This is a genomic window from Dyella japonica (genome assembly GCF_040545895.1).
In the GTDB taxonomy this organism is placed as follows: domain Bacteria; phylum Pseudomonadota; class Gammaproteobacteria; order Xanthomonadales; family Rhodanobacteraceae; genus Dyella; species Dyella japonica_D.
Window position 1 is genome coordinate 296,105 of record NZ_JBEPMU010000001.1, and the last position, 19,206, is coordinate 315,310.

General features: G+C 62.2%; 20 protein-coding genes. 10 read left to right on the top strand and 10 right to left on the bottom strand.

Annotation, left to right across the window (positions count from 1 at the left end):
* Nucleotides 1-13: 13 nt before the first annotated feature.
* Nucleotides 14-1,051, bottom strand: a complete 1,038-nt coding sequence (locus ABIC75_RS01340; RefSeq protein ID WP_354012065.1) for a hypothetical protein — start codon at nt 1,049-1,051, stop codon at nt 14-16.
* 335 nt (nt 1,052-1,386) lie between these two features.
* On the opposite strand from ABIC75_RS01340, the gene ABIC75_RS01345 reads away from it, so the two are divergent.
* Both ABIC75_RS01345 and ABIC75_RS01350 read left to right on the top strand, forming a co-directional pair.
* On the top strand, nt 1,387-2,937 hold the full coding sequence (locus tag ABIC75_RS01345; RefSeq protein WP_354012066.1) for a LuxR C-terminal-related transcriptional regulator: 1,551 nt from the start codon (nt 1,387-1,389) through the stop codon (nt 2,935-2,937).
* 33 nt (nt 2,938-2,970) lie between these two features.
* The gene (locus ABIC75_RS01350) at nt 2,971-5,985 is read left to right on the top strand and encodes an ATP-binding protein (RefSeq protein WP_354012067.1); all 3,015 of its coding nucleotides are present in this window, start codon (nt 2,971-2,973) and stop codon (nt 5,983-5,985) included.
* A 75-nt stretch (nt 5,986-6,060) separates the two neighbouring features.
* Here the strand turns inward: ABIC75_RS01350 and ABIC75_RS01355 are convergent, their stop codons facing one another.
* The gene (locus ABIC75_RS01355) at nt 6,061-6,216 is read right to left on the bottom strand and encodes a hypothetical protein (RefSeq protein ID WP_354012068.1); all 156 of its coding nucleotides are present in this window, start codon (nt 6,214-6,216) and stop codon (nt 6,061-6,063) included.
* A gap of 152 nt (nt 6,217-6,368) precedes the next feature.
* On the opposite strand from ABIC75_RS01355, the gene ABIC75_RS01360 reads away from it, so the two are divergent.
* Nucleotides 6,369-7,322, top strand: coding sequence for an AraC family transcriptional regulator (locus tag ABIC75_RS01360; protein ID WP_354012069.1), 954 nt, complete (start codon nt 6,369-6,371; stop codon nt 7,320-7,322).
* Between the two features lie 65 nt (nt 7,323-7,387).
* On the opposite strand, the gene ABIC75_RS01365 is transcribed toward ABIC75_RS01360, so the two are convergent.
* A complete protein-coding gene (locus ABIC75_RS01365; protein ID WP_354012070.1) occupies nt 7,388-7,900 on the bottom strand; it encodes a DUF302 domain-containing protein in 513 nt (170 codons plus the stop codon).
* Nucleotides 7,901-8,024: 124 nt separating this feature from the next.
* The gene (locus tag ABIC75_RS01370; RefSeq protein ID WP_354012071.1) at nt 8,025-8,816 is read right to left on the bottom strand and encodes an alpha/beta fold hydrolase; all 792 of its coding nucleotides are present in this window, start codon (nt 8,814-8,816) and stop codon (nt 8,025-8,027) included.
* A 308-nt stretch (nt 8,817-9,124) separates the two neighbouring features.
* Here ABIC75_RS01370 and ABIC75_RS01375 point away from each other — a divergent pair, with 308 nt between their 5' ends.
* The 5 genes from ABIC75_RS01375 to ABIC75_RS01395 all read left to right on the top strand — a co-directional run bounded on the left by ABIC75_RS01375 (nt 9,125) and on the right by ABIC75_RS01395 (nt 12,938).
* Nucleotides 9,125-9,598, top strand: a complete 474-nt coding sequence (locus ABIC75_RS01375; RefSeq protein WP_354012072.1) for a MarR family winged helix-turn-helix transcriptional regulator — start codon at nt 9,125-9,127, stop codon at nt 9,596-9,598.
* A gap of 73 nt (nt 9,599-9,671) precedes the next feature.
* Nucleotides 9,672-10,574 (top strand): alpha/beta hydrolase, encoded by a 903-nt coding sequence (locus ABIC75_RS01380; protein ID WP_354012073.1) that lies wholly within the window; start codon nt 9,672-9,674, stop codon nt 10,572-10,574.
* A gap of 9 nt (nt 10,575-10,583) precedes the next feature.
* Nucleotides 10,584-11,372, top strand: a complete 789-nt coding sequence (locus ABIC75_RS01385; protein WP_354012074.1) for an enoyl-CoA hydratase/isomerase family protein — start codon at nt 10,584-10,586, stop codon at nt 11,370-11,372.
* Between the two features lie 18 nt (nt 11,373-11,390).
* A complete protein-coding gene (locus tag ABIC75_RS01390) occupies nt 11,391-11,813 on the top strand; it encodes a YybH family protein (protein ID WP_354012075.1) in 423 nt (140 codons plus the stop codon).
* Between the two features lie 156 nt (nt 11,814-11,969).
* Entirely contained in the window at nt 11,970-12,938 is a 969-nt protein-coding gene (locus ABIC75_RS01395; protein WP_354012076.1) for a quinone oxidoreductase family protein, read from the top strand.
* Nucleotides 12,939-13,034: 96 nt separating this feature from the next.
* Here the strand turns inward: ABIC75_RS01395 and ABIC75_RS01400 are convergent, their stop codons facing one another.
* The 4 genes from ABIC75_RS01400 to ompR all read right to left on the bottom strand — a co-directional run bounded on the left by ABIC75_RS01400 (nt 13,035) and on the right by ompR (nt 15,692).
* Nucleotides 13,035-13,301: a hypothetical protein gene (locus ABIC75_RS01400; protein ID WP_354012077.1), complete on the bottom strand. Its 267-nt coding sequence runs from the start codon at nt 13,299-13,301 to the stop codon at nt 13,035-13,037.
* Nucleotides 13,302-13,309: 8 nt separating this feature from the next.
* A complete protein-coding gene (locus ABIC75_RS01405; RefSeq protein WP_354012078.1) occupies nt 13,310-13,594 on the bottom strand; it encodes a hypothetical protein in 285 nt (94 codons plus the stop codon).
* A gap of 98 nt (nt 13,595-13,692) precedes the next feature.
* On the bottom strand, nt 13,693-14,973 hold the full coding sequence (locus tag ABIC75_RS01410; protein WP_354012079.1) for an ATP-binding protein: 1,281 nt from the start codon (nt 14,971-14,973) through the stop codon (nt 13,693-13,695).
* On the bottom strand, nt 14,970-15,692 hold the full coding sequence (gene ompR, locus ABIC75_RS01415; RefSeq protein WP_354012080.1) for an osmolarity response regulator transcription factor OmpR: 723 nt from the start codon (nt 15,690-15,692) through the stop codon (nt 14,970-14,972). Before ompR ends, ABIC75_RS01410 begins: the two co-directional genes overlap by 4 nt.
* Nucleotides 15,693-15,870: 178 nt before the next feature.
* On the opposite strand from ompR, the gene ABIC75_RS01420 reads away from it, so the two are divergent.
* Together ABIC75_RS01420 and ABIC75_RS01425 are read left to right on the top strand one after the other, a co-directional pair.
* Nucleotides 15,871-16,473: a hypothetical protein gene (locus ABIC75_RS01420; protein WP_354012081.1), complete on the top strand. Its 603-nt coding sequence runs from the start codon at nt 15,871-15,873 to the stop codon at nt 16,471-16,473.
* 25 nt (nt 16,474-16,498) lie between these two features.
* Nucleotides 16,499-17,323, top strand: coding sequence for an alpha/beta hydrolase family protein (locus ABIC75_RS01425; RefSeq protein WP_354012082.1), 825 nt, complete (start codon nt 16,499-16,501; stop codon nt 17,321-17,323).
* A 135-nt stretch (nt 17,324-17,458) separates the two neighbouring features.
* Here ABIC75_RS01425 and ABIC75_RS01430 read toward each other — a convergent pair whose 3' ends face one another.
* Together ABIC75_RS01430 and ABIC75_RS01435 are read right to left on the bottom strand one after the other, a co-directional pair.
* Nucleotides 17,459-18,379 carry a DUF5996 family protein gene (locus ABIC75_RS01430; protein ID WP_354012083.1) on the bottom strand — a complete coding sequence of 307 codons (921 nt, stop codon included), beginning with the start codon at nt 18,377-18,379 and terminating at the stop codon, nt 17,459-17,461.
* A 140-nt stretch (nt 18,380-18,519) separates the two neighbouring features.
* Nucleotides 18,520-18,900 carry a DUF5329 domain-containing protein gene (locus ABIC75_RS01435; RefSeq protein ID WP_354012084.1) on the bottom strand — a complete coding sequence of 127 codons (381 nt, stop codon included), beginning with the start codon at nt 18,898-18,900 and terminating at the stop codon, nt 18,520-18,522.
* Between the last annotated feature and the right edge of the window lie 306 nt (nt 18,901-19,206).

Sequence of the window (19,206 nt, forward strand, 5' to 3'; positions counted from 1 at the left end):
GGAACGCGTCGTGCTACGCGTCGTCGCGCTTCGGTCTCGGTGGCGGCGCACCAAGCCAGCCCTCGGCACTCGTCGCATAGACGCGGCCGCGAGCGCGATTGAGGCTGCCGAGCGGGCGAAAAGGACGCGGGCAGTTCCACGGATTGAAGGGCAGGGCATTCACTGCCCGCTTCATGGCCACGCCCCGGGCGCCCAGTGCATCCTGTCGCGGAATGGTCAGCGTGGCGATGTCGATCATCGGTGAATCCGATTCGCGCCAGTGCGCGGCACCATTTTCGATCGGCGTGCGCGCGTCATCGACATAGCGTTGCACCGCCAGGCGATAGACCACGTCTCCCTTGGCGAGGCGCGAGGCAAGCTCGGCCTCCAGGTAATCGGGGTCCGTACCGATAGATGCGCCGTTGATATCGCTGGCGACAGGGCGCAACGAATAGCGGACGGGGCCGCCATCGCCCCAGAGCAGGGGCGCCCGGCTCCAGAACTGGAGCGTCGCCACGCTGTTGCAAGGCCGGCTGCCGGTGCGCACGTTGCGGATGATGCGCAACGCTTCGGCAAATCCTTGCGTCAGGATCAGGCGCGGCACGATCAGCCATTGCTTGCCGGTGGCAATCCTGGCGACCTCGACGAATTGCTTCGCATTGCGCGCGTGCGAGGCGGGGAAGCTCGTCATCAACAGGTCGTGGTGGTCATCGTTGTTGAAGTGAATGCGCACGGCGGCGCCCCGCATGTCCGGCAACCCGTCGCCAGCACACACTGGTGATGCATTGGACAGGCGCAGCGTCACCGGAAACTGGCGTCCCGCCTGGAAATAGCCCGTGGAGAGGTCCGTCGGCAGAGCATCGTCGACCAACAATCGGGCATTGTCGAAGCCAGCGATGATCTTCGCGTGCAGTGTGCGATGGCCCGGCTTGTTCGTCTTCCGGGCGACGCGCCGTTGGATGGCCAGCATGTCCTGCGCCCACTGCTGGATCAGCCTGCGTTCGGCCTCGGCTGACCCGCCTGCGTACACCTCTTGCCAATCGACCACGAATTCGCCCTCGTTTGCTGGCATGCCGGAATCACCCTCACTGCAGGGGCGCATCCGTCGTCATGGTCCACGCGGGCCCGCCTGCGCGACATCCCCTCGATGGGGGATGTTTCCCAGGATGCGCGCGGATCGTTTGGTCCGGCAGGGGTGCGCGAAGCCCGGCCATCGCGGCGAAAAACCGAGAAAAAACCTGGACGGAACCTGGATTTCACGACAGGCCTTGAGTGCTGACCTAGCTTTTGCATGCACGAATGTGGGCGCCAGGGAGCCGGCGCCGTGCATCGAAGATGGATCGCGATCACCCAAGAGAAGAACGCCGGAGACGCCACCGAGTGCATCTGCGGCAGTAGGGAGTGCAGATGAACCTGAGGCCGGCACTCAACGTCGAAGAGGCACTGCCTGCGTCGGTCGATCTGGCGGAGATCCAGCTGTACATGCCAACAGGCGCCGGCGCGGTGCAGGCGTCAGCGCGCCGAATGATGGACGAATGCTGGGACAGCCTGCGAAATTTTCATGCCGACAACATCCTGGCGGCGACAGCGCGTCTCGCAACGCTGCTGGAGAACGACAGGGTACTGGACGGTGATCTCGCGGACGAGGCGCGGGTGCTGCTGGTGATCGGCGATGTCTGGCGCGACGATCCTGCCAGGGCGCGGGGCGCCGCGTCGAGCCTGCTTCGACGAACCCGCTCGCCCCGGCTCCATGCCGTGCTGCTCTCCGTGCTTCGCTTCTGCCACTGGCGCACGCGGGATTTCCAGGCCTTCTATGAACTGCCGCCGTCGCCTTATTCACGATCGGCACAACTCTGCGCGCCAAGGGTCGCGTGCCTGTCGATCGAGTCCGCGGCGGAAGGCGAACAGCTGCGTTTCAAGCTGGCCGAACGCCTGGCGCGCGAAGCCATGGACCTGTCCGCGCGCGTCGCGGGCATCGATCCACATGTCGCACTGCTTTCGACCTGTGTCATGGCCACGATTGCCTACGAAATGGGCGCCATCGACGACGCCGATCTTCTCATTCGCGGCCGGATACCCACGCTCGAACAACACGGCTCCATCGAAAGTGCCTGCTGGGGCCTTGCCGTGGCGGCCAAGGTGGCTCATGCACGCGGCAACACTGCGTTGGCGTTGCTGACATGGCGAAGGGGCGCTGACATCGGAGCCAGCCGCGGCTGGCTGCGGCTGACCTTGCGATGCATGGCCGAGGAGGTGGTCATGCTCGTTGCCGAACAGCACCTGGAATTGGCTGAGCGCCTACTGGCCCGGGCGGATGCCAAAGCAGGGTTTCCGCACCACGGCGACAAGCTCACGGTGCTAGAGACCTGGCCACTGGAATTGGCACACTGCCGTCTGGCCATGGCGCAAGGCGCATACACGCAGGCACGTTTGGGCCTCGCCCGCCTGCGAGATGCCGCGCTCCATATCAATCATCCGGCGCTCGTCGCGCGAGTGACCACCGTGCTGGTGGGCGCGCTGTTTGCCGACGGATGCACGCAGGAAGCGCAGGCCGAGTTGCTGGGCGTGCTGCAGCTGGGCGCCAGCGCGGGACTGTATCGAACATTCATCGATGAATTGCCCATCATCGCGCCGTGCCTTCACGCATTGCGTCTCACGGACGGCGCGCGACTGGGCCATCTCAATCCCTATATATCCAGCCTCCTTTCGGCGTCCGGGCCGGCGCCAGCGGATCGAAAGAAATCGCTTGCCTGCCGCGATCAGGCGGAATTGCTGAGCACCAAAGAGACCATTATCTTAAGGCTCATACGTATGGGCCTGTCGAACAAGAGCGTCGCCCGCGAGTTGCGCATCGCACCGGAAACCGTCAAGTCCCATGCCAAGCGAATTTTCATCAAGCTTTCCACACGGACGCGTGCCGAGGCGGTTGCCCGGGCGACCGAGCTGGGGCTCATCTGACGCGTGTCATGGCTTGCCGTTGGACGCGCCAGCATGAGGGCATTTGGTTCCTTTCGACTCGACAGCCTCAATCACGTCCTGTCCCGCGTGACGGAGCAGGGCGAAACGCTGCCGGTGGCGATAACCGCCAAGGCATTCGACGTGCTGCGCTATTTCGTGGAGCATCCCGGCCGGCTCATCAGCCATGAAGAACTGCTGGAAGCGTTGTGGAACGGCGTGGCCGTGCAGCCCGAGGTGCTGAAGGGGCACGTGCTTGCCATACGCACGGCATTGCAGGACGACGCGCAGCATCCTCGCTTCATCGAGACGCAGCGCGGGCGGGGCTACCGTTTCATTGCACCCGTCGAGTCGCTGGTCAGGGAGCCGGTGGAAACGCCGCTGTCGACGCGCACGCTCGTCGGTCGCGGCGAGTCGCTGGCGCAGTTGCGCGACTGCTTCGAATGGGTGCGGCAGCGTCGTGCGCAGACCGTCTTCGTGCGTGGCGATGCAGGCATCGGCAAGTCGGCGCTGGTCGAGCATTTCTGCCGTGGAATCGAAGCGCAGGCCGCATTGATGTCCTTCGGCCGCTGCATCGAAGGTTTCGGCGGCGTGGAGCCGTTCTATCCCGTCATCGAATGCCTGGCCCGCCTTGTCAAAGGCGACCAGGGTTCGCGCGTGCAGGATGCATTGCTGTCTCACGCGCCTTCCTGGGCGTCGCTGCTGGGTGGTTTGATGTCGCGCGAGCGCCGCGCCCTGCTGCAACGCCTGCCGGGCGTCATGGCTCGCGGCCGTGCATTGGGCGAGTTCTGCGAACTGCTGGAATTCCTTGCTGAAGCGGGGCCACTGGTGCTGCTGCTGGAAGACGTGCACTGGGCCGATCACTCGACGCTGGACCTGCTGTCTGCGCTGTCGCGTCGGCAATCCCGCGCCCAGATTCTGTTGATCTGCACGGCGCGGTCGGACAACGGATTCCATCGGGCACCCGCATTCAAGCAACTCGTGGACGATCTTCACCTGCACCAGCTGTGCAGCGTCGTCGACCTGAAAGGCCTGCGTGAAGAGGACATTGCTGACTATGTCGCTCCGCACGTGATGCCCGGGGCTCCGGACATGACGGGTTTCCTCAGGCGCCGCACGGGCGGCAATCCGCTTTTCCTGAGCATCCTGCTAGGCCATCTGAGGGAAGGCCTGTCTGTCGGCGACACTGCCGTGCCGCCCACCATCAACGAGTTGATCGAATCGAAAATTGGCGGATTGAGCGAACAGGCGCGAAGAGCGCTGGAGGCGGCCAGCGCGGTAGGCGATACCTTCAATGCGCTCGTGCCCGCCACGGCGGCCGGCATGAGCGCACGGCGCTACGAGGATATCTGCGAGGAGCTCAGCCGCTCCGGCGATTTCATCGAGCGACAGCATCTTGAACGGACAGAGTCCGGCGAGACGGTGCGCGTCTACCGGTTCAGGCATGCGTTGTATCGAGAAGTATTGCTCTCCCGCCAGGGGCCGCTGCGTCTGGCGCAGAGTCATGCACTTATCGCCAAGGAACTGGAAGCGAGCTACACGCCGGCGGGTGACTCGCATGAACCCTTTGCCCTGGCTGAGCAGTTTTCCAGTGCGCACGATTGGTCCAAGGCCATCGCCTATCTCAAGATCGCCATTCAGACGGCCAAGAAACGTTTCGCGCACAAGGACGTCCTGATCATTCTGGATAAGGCCGAGCAGGCAGCTGCGCACATGCCGGATGCGTCGCGCGCGAAGATCGAGATGGACTTGATGGAAGATCGTGCGTCCATCTACGCCGCCAGCCATGACCGTCGCGCACTGCAGGTCTTCACCCAGCTGCGCGACACCGCCAAGGCGCTGGGCCAGGTCGACGCCCAGGCGCGCGCCGAGCTGGGTTGCGGCTTCGCCATAAGCTGGGCCGACGTGCCCGCGGCCATCGGTCATCTGGAAGCGGCGTTCGCACTAACCGAAGGCCAGACCAACTCGCAGTTGCGGGCGCGCATACGCCTGGCCAGCAACGTGTGGCGCATCTGGATGGCCGGGTGGACGAAGAACCTGTCCGAGCAATGCAGCCTCAATCTCAGGAACCTGCGCAACGGCGACGACCGACAGATCACGGCCTGGGGAATGATCGAATACAGCATGGTCTGCCTGGTATCCAGCCGCTATGGCGAGGCGCTGGAGACCATCGACGAGAATCTCGACATCCTCATGCAGCATGCCGCCGACCGGCCGGAGTTCAACGTGTTCCGCGCCATATGGATGGCACACCTGGGGCGGCCGTGGGCCCATATCATGCGGGGCGATTGGGGGCGTTCGCTGCGCGAGTTCGACGCCAGTGAAGCTCTCTTCGTCTCCAACGCCAATCGCTACAGCGTCTGCACGCTGGAGACATTGCGCGGCCTGCTGCATCTGCTGGCAGGTGATTTTTCGGGCGTCCGGCGCATCTGCGAAAAGCTGGGCTTTTATGGACGCGCGACTACCGAATCGCCCGCACCGCTGTACACGCTGCAGCTGCCCAATGAGATCCGCCATTGCACCTTGCTTGCCGGCGCTGCCGAAGCCGCGCGCGGCAACGCAGAGGCGGGCATCGATACGCTCCTGCAGTTGCGCAGGGACATGCTGGATCGACCGGTGATCATGGACTGGTACTGGCAATTCCTGCTGCTATGGACGCTGTCCGACACCCTGCTGAGGATCGGCAGGGTGCAGGAGGCGAGGTCCTTCGCCGACGAAATGGTGCGCACGGCTGCCGATACCGAAGAAGGAACGTGGCAGACGATGGCGCTTGAGCTGCGAGCGCGCGTGGCGATCGATCTGGGTTATCTCGACGATGCGCAGGTTCTCGTGGAACGCGGCGAACGCGTCATCGATGACCTGGGCGCACCCATTGCGTCCTGGCGCCTCTATCAGTCAGCCGCGGCATTGCAACGTTTGCAAGGTTCCGTTGACGTGGCGGAGAAATACGAGAGGCTTCGAGACGCCGCCATCCAACGACTCGCGGCGAGCTTGCCCGAGGCTGATCCCCTGCGAGAGGCGTTTGTGCATTCCACCGTTCAGCGCCGTTGATTTTCTCGTGGCTGATCCTGTGCCATGGTTGCCATGGCCGCTTTCGGACGCAGCTTCAGTCGGTCAACGTGCGCCTCAGGTCATGGCGTTCGCGATGGCCTGAGACAGGCTCTCGACGTCCGTCAGAAACGGCAGGCGACTGGTCCGAAGCGGGTGCTCGGTCGCGGCGGCGATAATGATGCCGGCAAAGCCGCAGCCAACGAGAACCGCCGGACACGAGACGTCACCCAAGGCCTGAACTGCCGTATCGCGGTAGAGGTGGAGACTCGACGACCGTCTTCTCTCTAGTGTCAGCGCCAGGCTTGATGCCGTGTGAAAAGAGTAGTCAGGGTGCCGGCGGCGAGATATATCATGGCCTCCGGTTTACATGATGGGTCGCCTCGGTGAACACCGATTTCGGAATGTCTGCAGCACGCACCGATGTGCTTTCGCAGGTGCTCACCCTGATCAGGCTGCGTGGGGACCTCGTCTACACAACGCATCTAAGCCAGCCATGGGGCCTGCGTTTTCCTCCTGGGCCTGCGCATTTTTGTTTCGTGGAGGTCGGCGGCGCCTGGGTGACGCCTGCGGGCCAGCCGCCGCTATGGATCGAGGCCGGCGACCTGGTGCTTTTACCGCTAGGAAAAGGTCACACGATTGCTCATGCGACGGACTCGCCGATAGATAACGTCGATGCGATTGCTCCCGATCACTTCGATCGCGACAAGCTCGTTCTCCGCCATGGCGGGGAGGGGTCGACAAGCCAGCTGGTTTGCGGCTTTTTCAGCTTCGAGGGCAGCCCACTGCCTGCGGTGATGTCGGCGCTTCCTGCCTTGATCCACGTGCCAAAGGGAGATGCGGGCGCGCCGCCATGGCTTGCCGCGATCTCGCATTTCCTTGTCGACGAAGCGAGGCGGCCGGATCCCGGTTCGTCGCTGATGATTTCCCGGCTGATCGACCTGCTGGTGATCCGCACGCTGCGCAGTTGGGCGGCCAGCGAAGCGAATCGCGTAGGGTGGCTTGGGGGCCTGGCTGAGGAGCGCATCGGGCGGGTGCTGGCGGCGATGCACGCCGATCCGTTCAAGCGATGGACGGTCGAATCGCTTGCCTCTGTGGCGGCGATGTCCCGCTCGATATTTGCCGAACGGTTTACCGCCGCCGTCGGCGAGCCGCCACTGCGCTATCTTTCGCGGTGGCGCCTGACCATCGCGGCGGACATGCTTCGAAGCGGTGGGCTCAAGGTCACGGAGGCCGCCTACAAGACTGGCTACGCCTCCGACGCCGCGTTCAGTCGGGCATTCAAGAGCCACTTCGGATACGCGCCCAGCGAGGCGAAGATCCAGCAAACGGCGGTTTGAGGCGTCTTCAACCTGGCAGCGCTCCCGTCGGAGCGCTATCCCGAGTCTTGTCGGACGCCATTCACCTACTGCTGGGTGGCGCGCGCGATAAGCGAATCGAACTTGGCATCCAGCAGCGTTGCCATGGCAAGCAGGGGAGGGTTCTCCTCGATCACCATCAGCGAAGAAGGGCGCACGTACGTCACCATCGTGCCCTGACGGTCCTCGGTCTCGGTGACCAGGATCTCGACGGGTGCGAAAAGACCGGCCGTGATGTCGTGCCGAATCATCGTGACGGCGATCAGCGGATTTCCAAGAATCCAGCGAACGGTGCGCCGGTTGATCTGGAAGGTCGATAGCCAGCCGCCATGGTCGATCTCGGCAAACAGCATGAAGCCGCTTTCACCTTCGAACCGCTCTTGCACGGCGCGGACGAATTCCGTTTCAGTGATACCCGATTGCGCCAGGGTCACGATCTCCGATGGATTGACGTGTCCCATCAGGGAGCGAAGGCGCGTCAGCACCTCGTCAAATTTCACCGAGGTGGCAACTTCGATGCGCACGCCTTCGAATGGCTTGTGTTCAATATCGCGGTTCATGTGTAGCTCCTGCGAGATGAGCGAGCAGTGTTGAGTCGCTGGATGGTGTGTGTCTGCACACGCACAGGGCGATACGTTTGGTCGCCCTGTGCGTGCCGAATGCTTGCCAGGTGGGACGACCGTATCAACGGGCGGCAGCGGCTTCGATATCAGCGGCCAGTTCATCGGGTGCCGTAAGAAACGGCGTGTGGCCGGTCTGCAAAGTGAATTCGCGACGCACCGGTGTGCTGGCGACCATCTGGGCCTGGAAAGACGGGCTGATCACTTGGTCATTGGCCGTATGAATATAGACCTTGTCGACCTGGCCGAACTTGCCTGCAGTGACGTGCACGGGCGTGGCCAGCGGCGCGAGCGGCTCGTCCAGGATCAAGTCGGGAATCGCTTTGCGCAAGCCTTCTGGGGCGCCATTGGCGAACAGGTCGGCGCGCGCGGCGTACTCGATCGAGGCGATGCCCTTTTCCTTGTTGATCTGCAGGTGCGGGCCAATCTTTGCATCGGCGTCCTTGTTGGCCATCGATACCAGCGAGTCGCCATCGTGAGGCAAATAGGCGGCCGTGAACACGAGGGTCTTGATCTTCGCCGGCGCCTTTTCGGCTGCGTCGGCGATGACGATGCCGCCGAAGCTGTGGCCCACGACGACCGCGGGGCGGTTGAGCTTCGTCAGTGCGCCCACCACGGTATCGCCGTAGAGGTTCAGGCTGACCTTGTCGGGTGCAGCAGGGTTTCCTGGGCGACCCGGCAGATCGACTGCCACGACCTTGTAGCCATCGGCTTCGAGTTTGGCAGTCACATGGCCCCAGACCGAGGCGTTTTCGAACGCGCCATGGACCAGCACGATCGGCGGCTTTTCTGCCGCCATGGCGTTGGTGCCGAAGGCGAGAGCGGAGGTGATGAAGGCAGCGAGAGCGAGTTTCATGGGGAAGATTCCTGTTTTTTGAGGTTCGTGGCGGCTAGGCCGGCGTGGTAGGCATAGGTTAGGTTTTTAAGAAAAACCAGCCATACCGAAACCTCCGGAATCCATGATGGACCGTCCGATACCCATGGCTGGCGGCGGGAGAGGGGAAGTGGAGGCGCCCGGGGCAAGGCATCGAGGGCTGCGAAGCTGCGCTTCGCCGTCATGGCGCCAACACGGCGCCGCCGATATCACGCCGGCCAAGACGGCGCTTGCAATAAGTCTTATATAAGACTATGTTGTCTTCCATTGACGCAGTGAGGGCGCATGTCATGGGTGTTGGCACGAAAGGGCGCAAAGATGCACTTCGATGCAATTTCACGTCGCTGCGCCAGGCTGCGCGGCACGTGTCGCGCTTCTACGACGCGCATCTGGCAAGCACCGGCCTGGGTACGAATCAGTACACGGTGCTGGCCAATCTGGTGCTGCACGGCCCGATGACGATGGGTGAAATGACGTCACTTTTGATACTGGACCGCGCGACGTTGGGCCACAATTTGCGTCCACTCGAGCGTGATGGGCTGCTGACGATCACGGTGGGCAAGACTGATCGTCGTGAGCGCGAAGTAAAGCTGACCGACAAGGGGCGTCGTGTTGAAGCGGAGGTCCGCCCGTATTGGGATAGAGCGCAGGCGTTATTCGAGCAGGAATTCGGCAAGAACGAAGCGCTCGCCATGCGGCAAACCATGTATCGAATTGCCAGGCTGGGCCTGGTCGAGCCCGACGGAAAGCTCGCGGTCGCCTGATGACACGACGTCATCAGCCTTATTAAATACGTGCATATAAGACTAATTGGCGCGGCACGGCGAGGAGAAGCAAGTGATAGCGCGCAAAGACGTTGAATTCATCGGTGACGGTGGCATCAGGCTAAGAGCGTGGCTGTATACGCCCGCAGACATGCACGGCCGACTTCCCGCCATCACCATGGCACACGGCTATGCGGGCACGCGGCAGCATGGCATCGAGCGCTTCGCACAGTTGTTTGCGGAAAATGGCTTCGTCGTGCTGCTGCACGATCACCGAGGGTTCGGCGCCAGCGAAGGCATGCCCCGGCAGGACATCGACCCGTGGAGGCAGATCGCGGACTGGCGACGTGCCATCAGTTTTCTGGAAAGCCTGGACCAGGTCGACCCACAGCGCATGGGCTTGTGGGGAACGAGTTATGCGGGAGGACATGCGCTGGTTCTTGGCGCAACGGATCGGCGCCTCAAGTGCGTCGTGTCCCAGGTGCCAACCATCAGTGGATTCGAGCAAGGATTGCGGCGCATTGCGCCGGAGGCAGTGTCGGCCATCGAGGAGGCCTTTGCCGAGGATGAGCGTGCACAGCTACGGGGTGAGCCACCGGCTCGCCAGGCAGTAGTCAGCCTGAACCCGAACACGCCAGCCGCTTATAGGACGCAGGAGGCGGTCGACTTCTATTTGCTAGAGGCCGCCCAGGCCGCGTGGGACAACAACGTTACGCTGAGATCGACGCGAGCGGCCCGGATGTACGAACCCGGCGCCTGGGTCGCACGCGTGTCCCCCACGCCTTTACTTATGGTCGTGGCATTGAACGACACGATCACTGTGACAGATCTCGCACTCGCCGCTTATGAGCGCGCACTGCAACCCAAGAAGCTCGTAACCATTCCGGGTGGCCATTTCGATCCGTACCTGTCGCAGTTCAATGGCGCGGGAGCGGCTGCGCTGGAGTGGTTCAAAGAACACCTTACGCGAATTTGAGAGGACATCATGCACCACCTGACGTTTGACATCGCGAACGACGTTGCAACCATCACGCTGAAGCATCCACCGCAAAACCGAATTGACGACCAGATGGTCGACGAGCTTGACGAAGCGCTGGACGCCATCGCTACCAGCGGCGCACGCGCTGTCCTGCTACAGGCCGATGGCGACAATTTCAGTTTCGGTGGAGACATTCAACTGTGGCCGGATGCTCCGGCGAACGAGCTGCGGGATCGCTTTGAGCGATACATGAATGTGTTCAACCGGTTCGAGCGTCTTCCGATGCCGGTGGTAGCCGCCGTGCAGGGCCTCTGCTTTGGAGGAGGCTTTGAACTTGTGCTGCGTGCCGATGTGATTTTTGCGGGCGATGGCGCGACGTTCGGGCATCCAGAACAAACCCTGGGAATCGTGACGCTACTGGGCGGCATCTATCGCGTGGCCGAGCGAGCAGGACGTGCACGGGCATCGGAGTGGGCAATGACTTCGAAGCCCATATCGGCTAGCGAGATGAAACAGGGCGGCGTGGTCAATCGCGTGATTGCCGATGGCGATCTTGCCCGCGAGGCAAGGGCATTTGTCGAGGATCTCGCTCGAGGCCCCACGCGCGCATACGCCGCTCATAAGGCCTTGCTGCGCGTGTGGGCAGTGGGCGGCATAAGCGCGGCCGACGAGGCGATGTTCGATATAGCGATGCCGCTGTTCGCAACAAGTGATGTGCAGGCTGGCATCAAGTCGGCAGTGGAAGCTTTTAAGGCGGGCAAGCCGCGTCCCGTGCTTCATTTTTCCGGACAATAGAGAAACCAAGGAACCAAGATGAAAGAGAACATCATCACGGCGAAAGACGTGGCAGAGATTCGCGCGCTATTCCTTCGCCAGGCAGCCGCCGAGTCGGCGCATGACATTGGCGGCATGGAGGCTGTTTTGGCCCAAGCCGAGCCAGGGCAGCCCGATCCGGTAAATTTTGTCGCACGAGCCTACCGATTTTGGGGACGCGAAGCGGTACTCGAACATTTCCGAAGCGTCTTTACCGGGACGTGGCGGTTCGAGCCTGAAGTGGAGGAAATCAAGGTGCTCCCGATCAGCGCGGATGTCGCTCATATCTTCGCCCCTACCCACATTACGGCCGGGCCCGCGGGAGGCGATGAGGCGACCTATCGCTTCCTAGTCAACGAATTTGCGGTGCGCACGAGCGACGGATGGCGCATCACATCGATTGTCCCCGTGCCTGCCCAATGACGTAAGTCTGTGGATGCGACACCGGCTTAGTCTGATCGGCCCGCCGAGAGCGAAGCGATCATCGGCTTTTTGGTCAATGATTTCGCCGTGCGCCGCTGGCCATGATTGCACCCGTTTCGCTCAATCGACCACTCACACAGCGACAGAGAGTCGGCCATGAAAGCAGCTGTCTATTACGAGAATGGTGGTCCAGAGGTTTTCCGCTTCGAGGAAATCCCTACGCCCGTCTGCCAGCACAATGAGGTGCTGATTGAAGTGCTGGCCGCGTCCATTGAGGGTGGCGACCTGGTCAATCGGGAAATCCGACCGCTGGCCCGGACGCCCCATACCGCGGGCTATCAATGCGCAGGCACCATTGTCGAGGTGGGTGCTGGCGTTACGGATCGCTCCACAGGCCAGCGTGTCGTCGCCATTCTTCCTTGGGGTTCGCACGCACAATTTGCCGTGGCGCCCGCCAAGGACACGTGGGTGCTGCCGGCGGGCATGGATGTCGACCAGGCATCCGCGATACCCATCGCCTGGGGTACGGCACACGAATGCCTGTTCGAATTTGGCCAATTGCAAGCGGGTCAGTCGGTGCTGATCCATGCCGCATCCGGTGCGCTTGGGCTGGCCGCTGTACAACTGGCCAAGCGGGCCGGTGCCCGCGTGCTCGCGACGGCTTCAAGCGCTGCGAAGCTGGAGCGCCTGCTTCCCTATGGTGTCGATGTCGGCATCGACTACACCCGCGAGGATTTTGTGGCTGCCGCGCGCGCCGCGACGGAGGAGAAAGGGGTTCATCTCGTCATCGACAGTGTCGGTGGCGAGAATCTGGCACGAAGCATCCAGGCGCTGCGCTATCGCGGTCGGGTGATCAGCGTCGGCGTATCGGGGCGTGACGAATCACGCCCCGATCCGGTTTCTCTATGGCGCGGCAATAACAGCATGCAAGGGGTGTATTTCCCGAGCTCGCTGAATCTGGAGCACGATCGCGTCCACACCATGGTGCAAAGCCTGATCGAGCAGGTGGCACGTGGCGAGCTTCAGGTCGTTATCGACAAGGTGTTCCCCTTGTCCGAGGCGGCCGATGCGCATCGATACGTGCTTGAACGGAAGGCTTTGGGCCGCGTTCTGCTGCGCCCTTGAGTTCTTCGCGATTGATCCACTCCATGGAGTGGAGGCGCGCGGCGTCGTGCCGCGAAACTCGGGTTGATGGCCTGAACACATCGAGCCATTTCGACCTCACAAGCCCTTTTCATCCAAGTAATTCATGCCGATGTTGGTGGCGCGATGACAATAGGTGGCCACCAGCACGACACCCGCCAGCCTTGTACCAAGCACGCGGCCAACCGCGATACGGCCGGCCAGATCGGCGAGCCATGCGAAGTAGGCTCGCCAGTCGTAGCGCTGCGCGCGGTGGCGTTGCAGATACCAGCCTTCAATGACCACCACGATCGCGACTATTGGCGGCGGAAACAGCAGAAATATGAAAAGGGAGCGGATGCCCATGCGGCTCGTCATTCCCGTCCACGTTGCGCTGCAAAGTAGGCGAGGATTTCAGTGGGTGTGACCTTGTCGTCGTGGTTGGTGTCTATCTCGTCGAAGTGCGACGAGATGCGCGGCATGGCCTTGGCCTCATCGCGAGTCAGCATGCCGTCGCCATCGCGATCGGCTGCAGTGAAACGTCGTTGCATCGCGTCCGCCAGATGCTGTTTCTGGTCGGTGCTTAGCTTGCTTTGAGCGCACGCGGGCAGGGCGAGGATCAACGACAGGGCGAAAGGAACGAAAAGATAGTTGCGCATGATCGAGTCCGGCTTGGGGAAGTGGCCGGAACGATAAGGCGGGTGCGCCCTTTAAGGTTTGTCGTTTTGGCGATGAGTTGTGAGCGCTTGTTGCTGAGTCAATGCTTGTCGTCACGCAGGGGCAGCACCAGTGTCGCTTCGAAGCCGCCCCCTGGGAGATTGCGCAGTACCAGTCGCCCGCCATGTTGCGTGGCGATACGCCGTGTACTTGCAAGGCCTAGGCCGCTGCCGATGGCATCACTTCGTGCTTCGTTGCCGCGCAGGAAGGGTTCGCCCAATCGCGGGATCAGGTGTTCCGCAACGCCTGGGCCGCCGTCGCTGATCGCGCAACGCACTTCATTGCCGGTCACCATGAGCGACGCCCGGAAAGGTGACGCCCCATGACGTATGGCATTGCGCATGAGGTTGTCGATGGCGCGGCGCAAGGCCATTGGCTTAGCGGTCAGTGGCATCTTGTCCGGCGCCTTCACCTCCCATGCGCGCCCAGCCACGTCATTCAGCGCGGCGAGATCGCGCAGCAGACTGGCCAGATCCACCTTGCTCGCGGCTTCTTCGCTGCCATCGCGCACATAGGCGATGAACTGTGCGCTGAGGGCGTCGATGGCCTCTATGTCGGCAACCAAACCGCCGTGCAATGATGGATCGATGGACGCACTCGATAGCTCCAGGCCTAGTCGCAGGCGGGCGAGTGGTGTGCGCAGATCGTGCGATATCGCAGCAAGCAACACATCGCGTTCGCGCGCGGCGCGACGCACATCCGCCGCAGCCATGCCGAGTGCTGCATTGAGTTCCACAAGCTCGCGTGCTGCGCTGCCCGGAAGTTCCGGCGGTGGCGTGCCCGCGACCACGGAGGGCGCCGCGTCGGCGAGTCGCCTCAGCGGCCGGGTGAGGCTGCGCGCGTAGGCTGCCGCGATAAGCACCACGACCAGCGTCGAGATCAACACCGTCAGCAGCGTGCTGCGCAGGAGCGGCGCCCGCAGGTCCACGAAGGGGATGCCGATCCAGCCCTGGCTGGGCTCTTGTGCGGAAACCCAAAGCATCGGTTCGCGCAGACCGGAGATCTGCATGTTGCGGCCGGGAAGGCGGGCATGCAGTACATCACGCACGTGCCTTGCCAATGGCATGTTCGGTTCACGACGGGCGGGCGGCGAGGCTCGATGTTCGATACCCAGTGCGGCCAGGGCGGCGTCGCTGCGGCCCTCCTGCAGCAGTGCGTCGGCCGAAGCGAGTTGCACGATGAGGACGCGCGCGGTGTAGTCGGCAGCAGAGCCTGCGCCGGTGATGCGCAGCGCAAACACGGCGATCACCAGCACCAGGCATGCCGTGCCAATCAGCAGCCATACCAGTCGGGTGAATAAACCACTGGCGGGCGCGTTCATTGAAGCGCCCCGTCAGGCACGAACACGTAACCGTGCCCCCACACCGTCTGGAGCCAGCGGGGCTGGCGCGGGTCGTCTTCGATCAGGCGACGCAAGCGACTCATCATTACGTCCATGCTGCGATCGAACGCGCCGTGCTCGCGGCCGCGCGCCAGGCTCATCAGCTGATCGCGGGTCAGCGGCTGGCGTGGGCGCTTGACCAGCGCGGCGAGTACCGCGAATTCGCCGGTGGTGAGCCGCAACACCTCGCCATCGCGGAGCAGGCGGCGCGTATCCAGTTCCAGCACAAACGCGCCGAAACGAACGCTGCCTCCTTCATCCTGCGGTGCGCCGAACGGTTGGCGACCACGGCGCAAAACAGCGTTGATACGAGCTACGAGTTCGCGCGGGTTGCCCGGCTTGGGCAGGTAATCGTCGGCACCGATTTCCAATCCAACGATGCGATCAATCTCGTCGCCGCGCGCGGTGAGCATGATGATGGGTATTTCCGTGCCTTGTCCGCGCAGGCGCCGGCAGATGGAAAGGCCATCCTCGCCAGGCATCATCAAGTCCAGCACGATCAGGTCGATATGGCATCGCGCCAGTTCCTTGTCCAGTTCGCGGCCATCGCTCGCGACATGTACGTTGAAACCTTGCTCTTGGAGATAGCGCTGCAACAGCTCGCGCAGACGACGGTCGTCGTCGACGATCAGCACGTGTGGAGCCGCGGCGGTGTTCATGGCGTGATTCTGCCGTGCCGGGACGATTGCCGCGAGCCTATTTGTAACAGGATGTTCCCGGTGGCGCTCCTGGCAATATCCAGTTGCACTCTTTCGCGGTTCCGATACGCCTGCCTGGCCGGGGCGGTAGGAGCATGGCGCTGGGCCCACGGCCTTTCTTCCACTACCGGAGAGCACCATGCACAAGATCATCGTGGCAACCGGAATTGCCTTGCTCCTCAATGCCGCAACGCTTGCGCCAGCCATGGCGGCGGGCCGTTTCGTCGCTCGCGGCGTGCTGGCCCAGTCCAATGGCGGCGTCGCAAGCGGCCATGTCGCAGGATTTCGCGGCGCCAACGGTGCCGAAGGCATCCATGGTCGACGCACGGTAACTGACGGGCAGGGCAACGCCGCCACTGCCAGCGGCGGCGCTTGGCGGGGTCCGAACGGCGGCACAGCCGCGCGTTCCGGCGAAACGACACGCAACAGCGACGGCTCGTGGCAGCATCAATCGGGGTTCGCTGCCCATGGCCCCGATGGCGGCAGCATCCACAGCCAGGGCAGCGCCAGCGGCAATGGACAGGGCGACGCCAACTTCTCGCGGCAGACGACCGCCAATGGCGCACGCGGCACCTATGACGGCACAACCAGCGGTGCGAGCGGTCAAGGCGTGACGCATACCACACAGGCAACCGGTGCTAACGGCAACACGTACAACGGCGAGACGACCGTGAGCAAAACGGGCGTGACTCACACGGGCAACTGTACGAACGCCAGCGGACAGACAATTACCTGTCCCTGAGCAGAGAGATCATGAGGAGAGGGTGATGACGATGGCGCGTTGGTGGTTGAGTGTGGGACTGCTGCTAGGCGGCCTCAGTGTCGCGCGGGCGATGGACGTGCGGCATGACCTGGCCTACGGCCCGTTGCCCGCCCAGCGCCTGGATGTCTATCTGCCAGCGAAGACACGAGCGGCGCCCATCATCGTCATGGTGCATGGTGGCGCGTGGATGTTCGGCGACAAAACGAGTCGCGGTGTGGTGGAGCCCAAGGCGTTGCATTGGACACAAGCGGGCTACGTTTTTGTCTCCATTGACTATCGCCTGCTCCCGCAAGCGGGTCCACTCGAGCAAGCCAACGATGTTGCCGATGCACTGGCCTACGTGCAGGCACATGCGGCCGAATGGGGCGCCGATCCTTCACGGGTTGTACTGATGGGCCACTCCGCCGGCGCGCACCTGGTGTCGTTGCTGTCCTCGTCGCCATCCGTCGCCACCGCGCGCGGCGCCAAGCGCTGGTTGGGCACGGTATCGCTGGACAGCGGCGCCATCGACGTGCCGGGCATCATGAATGGGCCGCACGCAGGCCTCTACGATCGCGTGTTCGGCAAGGACCAGGCGCAATGGCAGCAGGCGTCACCGATGGCTCGCCTGGAGGACGATGCCCTGCCCATTCTGCTGGTGTGTTCGAGCAAGCGGATCGAGTCGTGTCCCCACAACCGCGCCTACGCAACGAAAGCTCATGAGCTTGGCGTGCACGCTGACGTCCTCATGGAGCCGCTGACTCATGCTGAGATAAATGCAACGCTGGGAGAGCCCGGCAGTTATACCGACGCCGTGGACGGGTTTCTTCACGGGCTTGGCTTGCCCTGACACGGCGCTTGATTGGGGTGCGCACCCAACTGGAAATCAAATTCAGGACGAGTGACTGCTCGTTTCCTGGACAGAACTGCGATGGGTAGGTTGTCTTGAGTAAGCGCCATCGCCGATGAGGCGTTTTGTTTTCCCTTATAGCGGCTTTGCACTTCCAATGAGGGTAGCGTCCCAGTCAGAACATACGGCGCCCGCCTCATATGTGGAGTCAAAAAATGCGAGCAGATCGCCATCCGGATCTGTCGACGCACGCAAGTCGTCATAGTCCAGAATGAATTCGCCCATGGCTGAATCCCAGCGGGCACTTGGCGGATTGATTCGCATGTTTTCGATGCCGGCCGGCTGCGGGTACGTGAACGCGTAGAATGCTGCTCTCGGATATGCGGCGCTTCCAGCCCACCAACCCATCTCGATGAGCTCTGCGTTCATGGCATTGCGACGAATGTAGTCTGCGTTGGCAGGTCCAGGGGACGAAGGCTTGCCGTTGTAGCGAACGTCCCGGATATCCAGCGTCCCCCACATGAGGCCGACTGGCTGCATCTTTCCCTGGAACCGCCCCTGTGAAATCTGCATGACGCGCTGTGTGCTCAACAGGATGCGCCACCATGCATTCGCCAATCGGGCATCGTAAGGGCGTTGTGCCGTGTCCTGGTCAAAGGGTACTGGGTTGGGAACTTCCTGCGGGCGTAGGTTGATGGAAACTTCAACACCCGCTTCACGAAGCAGCTCAAAGAGTCGCTTGACGAACTCGGCGACGGCCATGGGGCCAAGTTCAAAGTGGCCATGAAATCCAGCGCTCGTATTGCAGCGAATGGCGTGCTCAATAAAGTCCGCCCGCACTTCGTAGGCTCCGCCGCCGTGCGACAAGGGCCCCGTCGTCAGACCCCGAGCATCGACCCACAATGGCAAACCAGACCATTGCGGCTGAAATGGCTCCCTCAGTTTCAACTTGCCTATGGCCTGCAGACCCATGTGTAGAAGGTACTGCGTGCCCGCAAATTCCTCATAGGGGAGGGCAAGCCAAGGGTCGTTCACGATATCGCTCAAGGGTGACATGGCAAGACTCCCGTGTAACGAGAAGCTGGGTCCAGGTGATAGAGGCGACGGCCCAACATACGCCTTCTCACGCCAATTCGGAAAGATGTAGCGCCTGGCAATGGAGGACCGAGCGCGACCCATCCGGGAGAACACCCCGCTTACGGCTGCACTTTTCGCAGGAGACGAAGCTCGTCCTTCAGCCAGTCTGCCGAGGTCTGTACGTTGCCATCGCAGTCCACCAGATAAGGTTTGCCGCTGAAGCTGCTTTGCGTACCAGCCTTCTCGATGAATTCGTCTGCTGAACTCACCTTGTTTTGCTCTATCAAGTATTTGAGCTTTAGCTCGAGGTGATTCTTCGCATCCGCGGCATGGTAGGTCTTGCCGTTACGGATGAACGTGCAGCGGCTCTGGCCTACAAATGAAAGCAAGGCCGCCACCTCACGCTGACCTTGAGCGTCCAGCTCAGCACGCGCAACGGTGGAGGCGAGTTGTAACGCGGCCAGCAGGGCGACACTTGCGAGCAATTGAGGATGTTTCATGGCGTCATCATCGATGGATGAGGCATGTGATGCAGTGGATGCATGCACGGCCCGCAGGTATTAGGCGTATGCGAATGGCTTTGGCGTCAATGCCTTTGATCGGAAGGAGTCTGCGGTGCTTGTCGAGCGGCGTCGTGACCCGTCCGAAAAGGATTTCTGAATGCGGAGCGACGCTGATGGCAATCAATGGCCATGAGCCTGCCGACAGTCAGCAAGGATAGGCATTGGCTATGTTAAATGAATGACGTATTGGAGCGAACGCATGATCCGTTAACGCCTGGAGCGACGCGAGGGTAGAAAGATGCC

What these genes read in the sequence shown, in the direction of transcription:
- ABIC75_RS01370 (WP_354012071.1), bottom strand. Translation starts at nt 8,816, where the DNA reads ATGAAACTCGCTCTCGCTGCCTTCATCACCTCCGCTCTCGCCTTCGGC.
- ABIC75_RS01375 (WP_354012072.1), top strand. Translation starts at nt 9,125, where the DNA reads ATGGGTGTTGGCACGAAAGGGCGCAAAGATGCACTTCGATGCAATTTC.
- ABIC75_RS01435 (WP_354012084.1), bottom strand. Translation starts at nt 18,900, where the DNA reads ATGAAACATCCTCAATTGCTCGCAAGTGTCGCCCTGCTGGCCGCGTTA.
- ABIC75_RS01430 (WP_354012083.1), bottom strand. Translation starts at nt 18,379, where the DNA reads ATGTCACCCTTGAGCGATATCGTGAACGACCCTTGGCTTGCCCTCCCC.
- ABIC75_RS01395 (WP_354012076.1), top strand. Translation starts at nt 11,970, where the DNA reads ATGAAAGCAGCTGTCTATTACGAGAATGGTGGTCCAGAGGTTTTCCGC.
- ABIC75_RS01410 (WP_354012079.1), bottom strand. Translation starts at nt 14,973, where the DNA reads ATGAACGCGCCCGCCAGTGGTTTATTCACCCGACTGGTATGGCTGCTG.
- ABIC75_RS01420 (WP_354012081.1), top strand. Translation starts at nt 15,871, where the DNA reads ATGCACAAGATCATCGTGGCAACCGGAATTGCCTTGCTCCTCAATGCC.
- ompR (WP_354012080.1), bottom strand. Translation starts at nt 15,692, where the DNA reads ATGAACACCGCCGCGGCTCCACACGTGCTGATCGTCGACGACGACCGT.
- ABIC75_RS01400 (WP_354012077.1), bottom strand. Translation starts at nt 13,301, where the DNA reads ATGGGCATCCGCTCCCTTTTCATATTTCTGCTGTTTCCGCCGCCAATA.
- ABIC75_RS01425 (WP_354012082.1), top strand. Translation starts at nt 16,499, where the DNA reads ATGACGATGGCGCGTTGGTGGTTGAGTGTGGGACTGCTGCTAGGCGGC.
- ABIC75_RS01340 (WP_354012065.1), bottom strand. Translation starts at nt 1,051, where the DNA reads ATGCCAGCAAACGAGGGCGAATTCGTGGTCGATTGGCAAGAGGTGTAC.
- ABIC75_RS01390 (WP_354012075.1), top strand. Translation starts at nt 11,391, where the DNA reads ATGAAAGAGAACATCATCACGGCGAAAGACGTGGCAGAGATTCGCGCG.
- ABIC75_RS01345 (WP_354012066.1), top strand. Translation starts at nt 1,387, where the DNA reads ATGAACCTGAGGCCGGCACTCAACGTCGAAGAGGCACTGCCTGCGTCG.
- ABIC75_RS01385 (WP_354012074.1), top strand. Translation starts at nt 10,584, where the DNA reads ATGCACCACCTGACGTTTGACATCGCGAACGACGTTGCAACCATCACG.
- ABIC75_RS01350 (WP_354012067.1), top strand. Translation starts at nt 2,971, where the DNA reads ATGAGGGCATTTGGTTCCTTTCGACTCGACAGCCTCAATCACGTCCTG.
- ABIC75_RS01365 (WP_354012070.1), bottom strand. Translation starts at nt 7,900, where the DNA reads ATGAACCGCGATATTGAACACAAGCCATTCGAAGGCGTGCGCATCGAA.
- ABIC75_RS01405 (WP_354012078.1), bottom strand. Translation starts at nt 13,594, where the DNA reads ATGCGCAACTATCTTTTCGTTCCTTTCGCCCTGTCGTTGATCCTCGCC.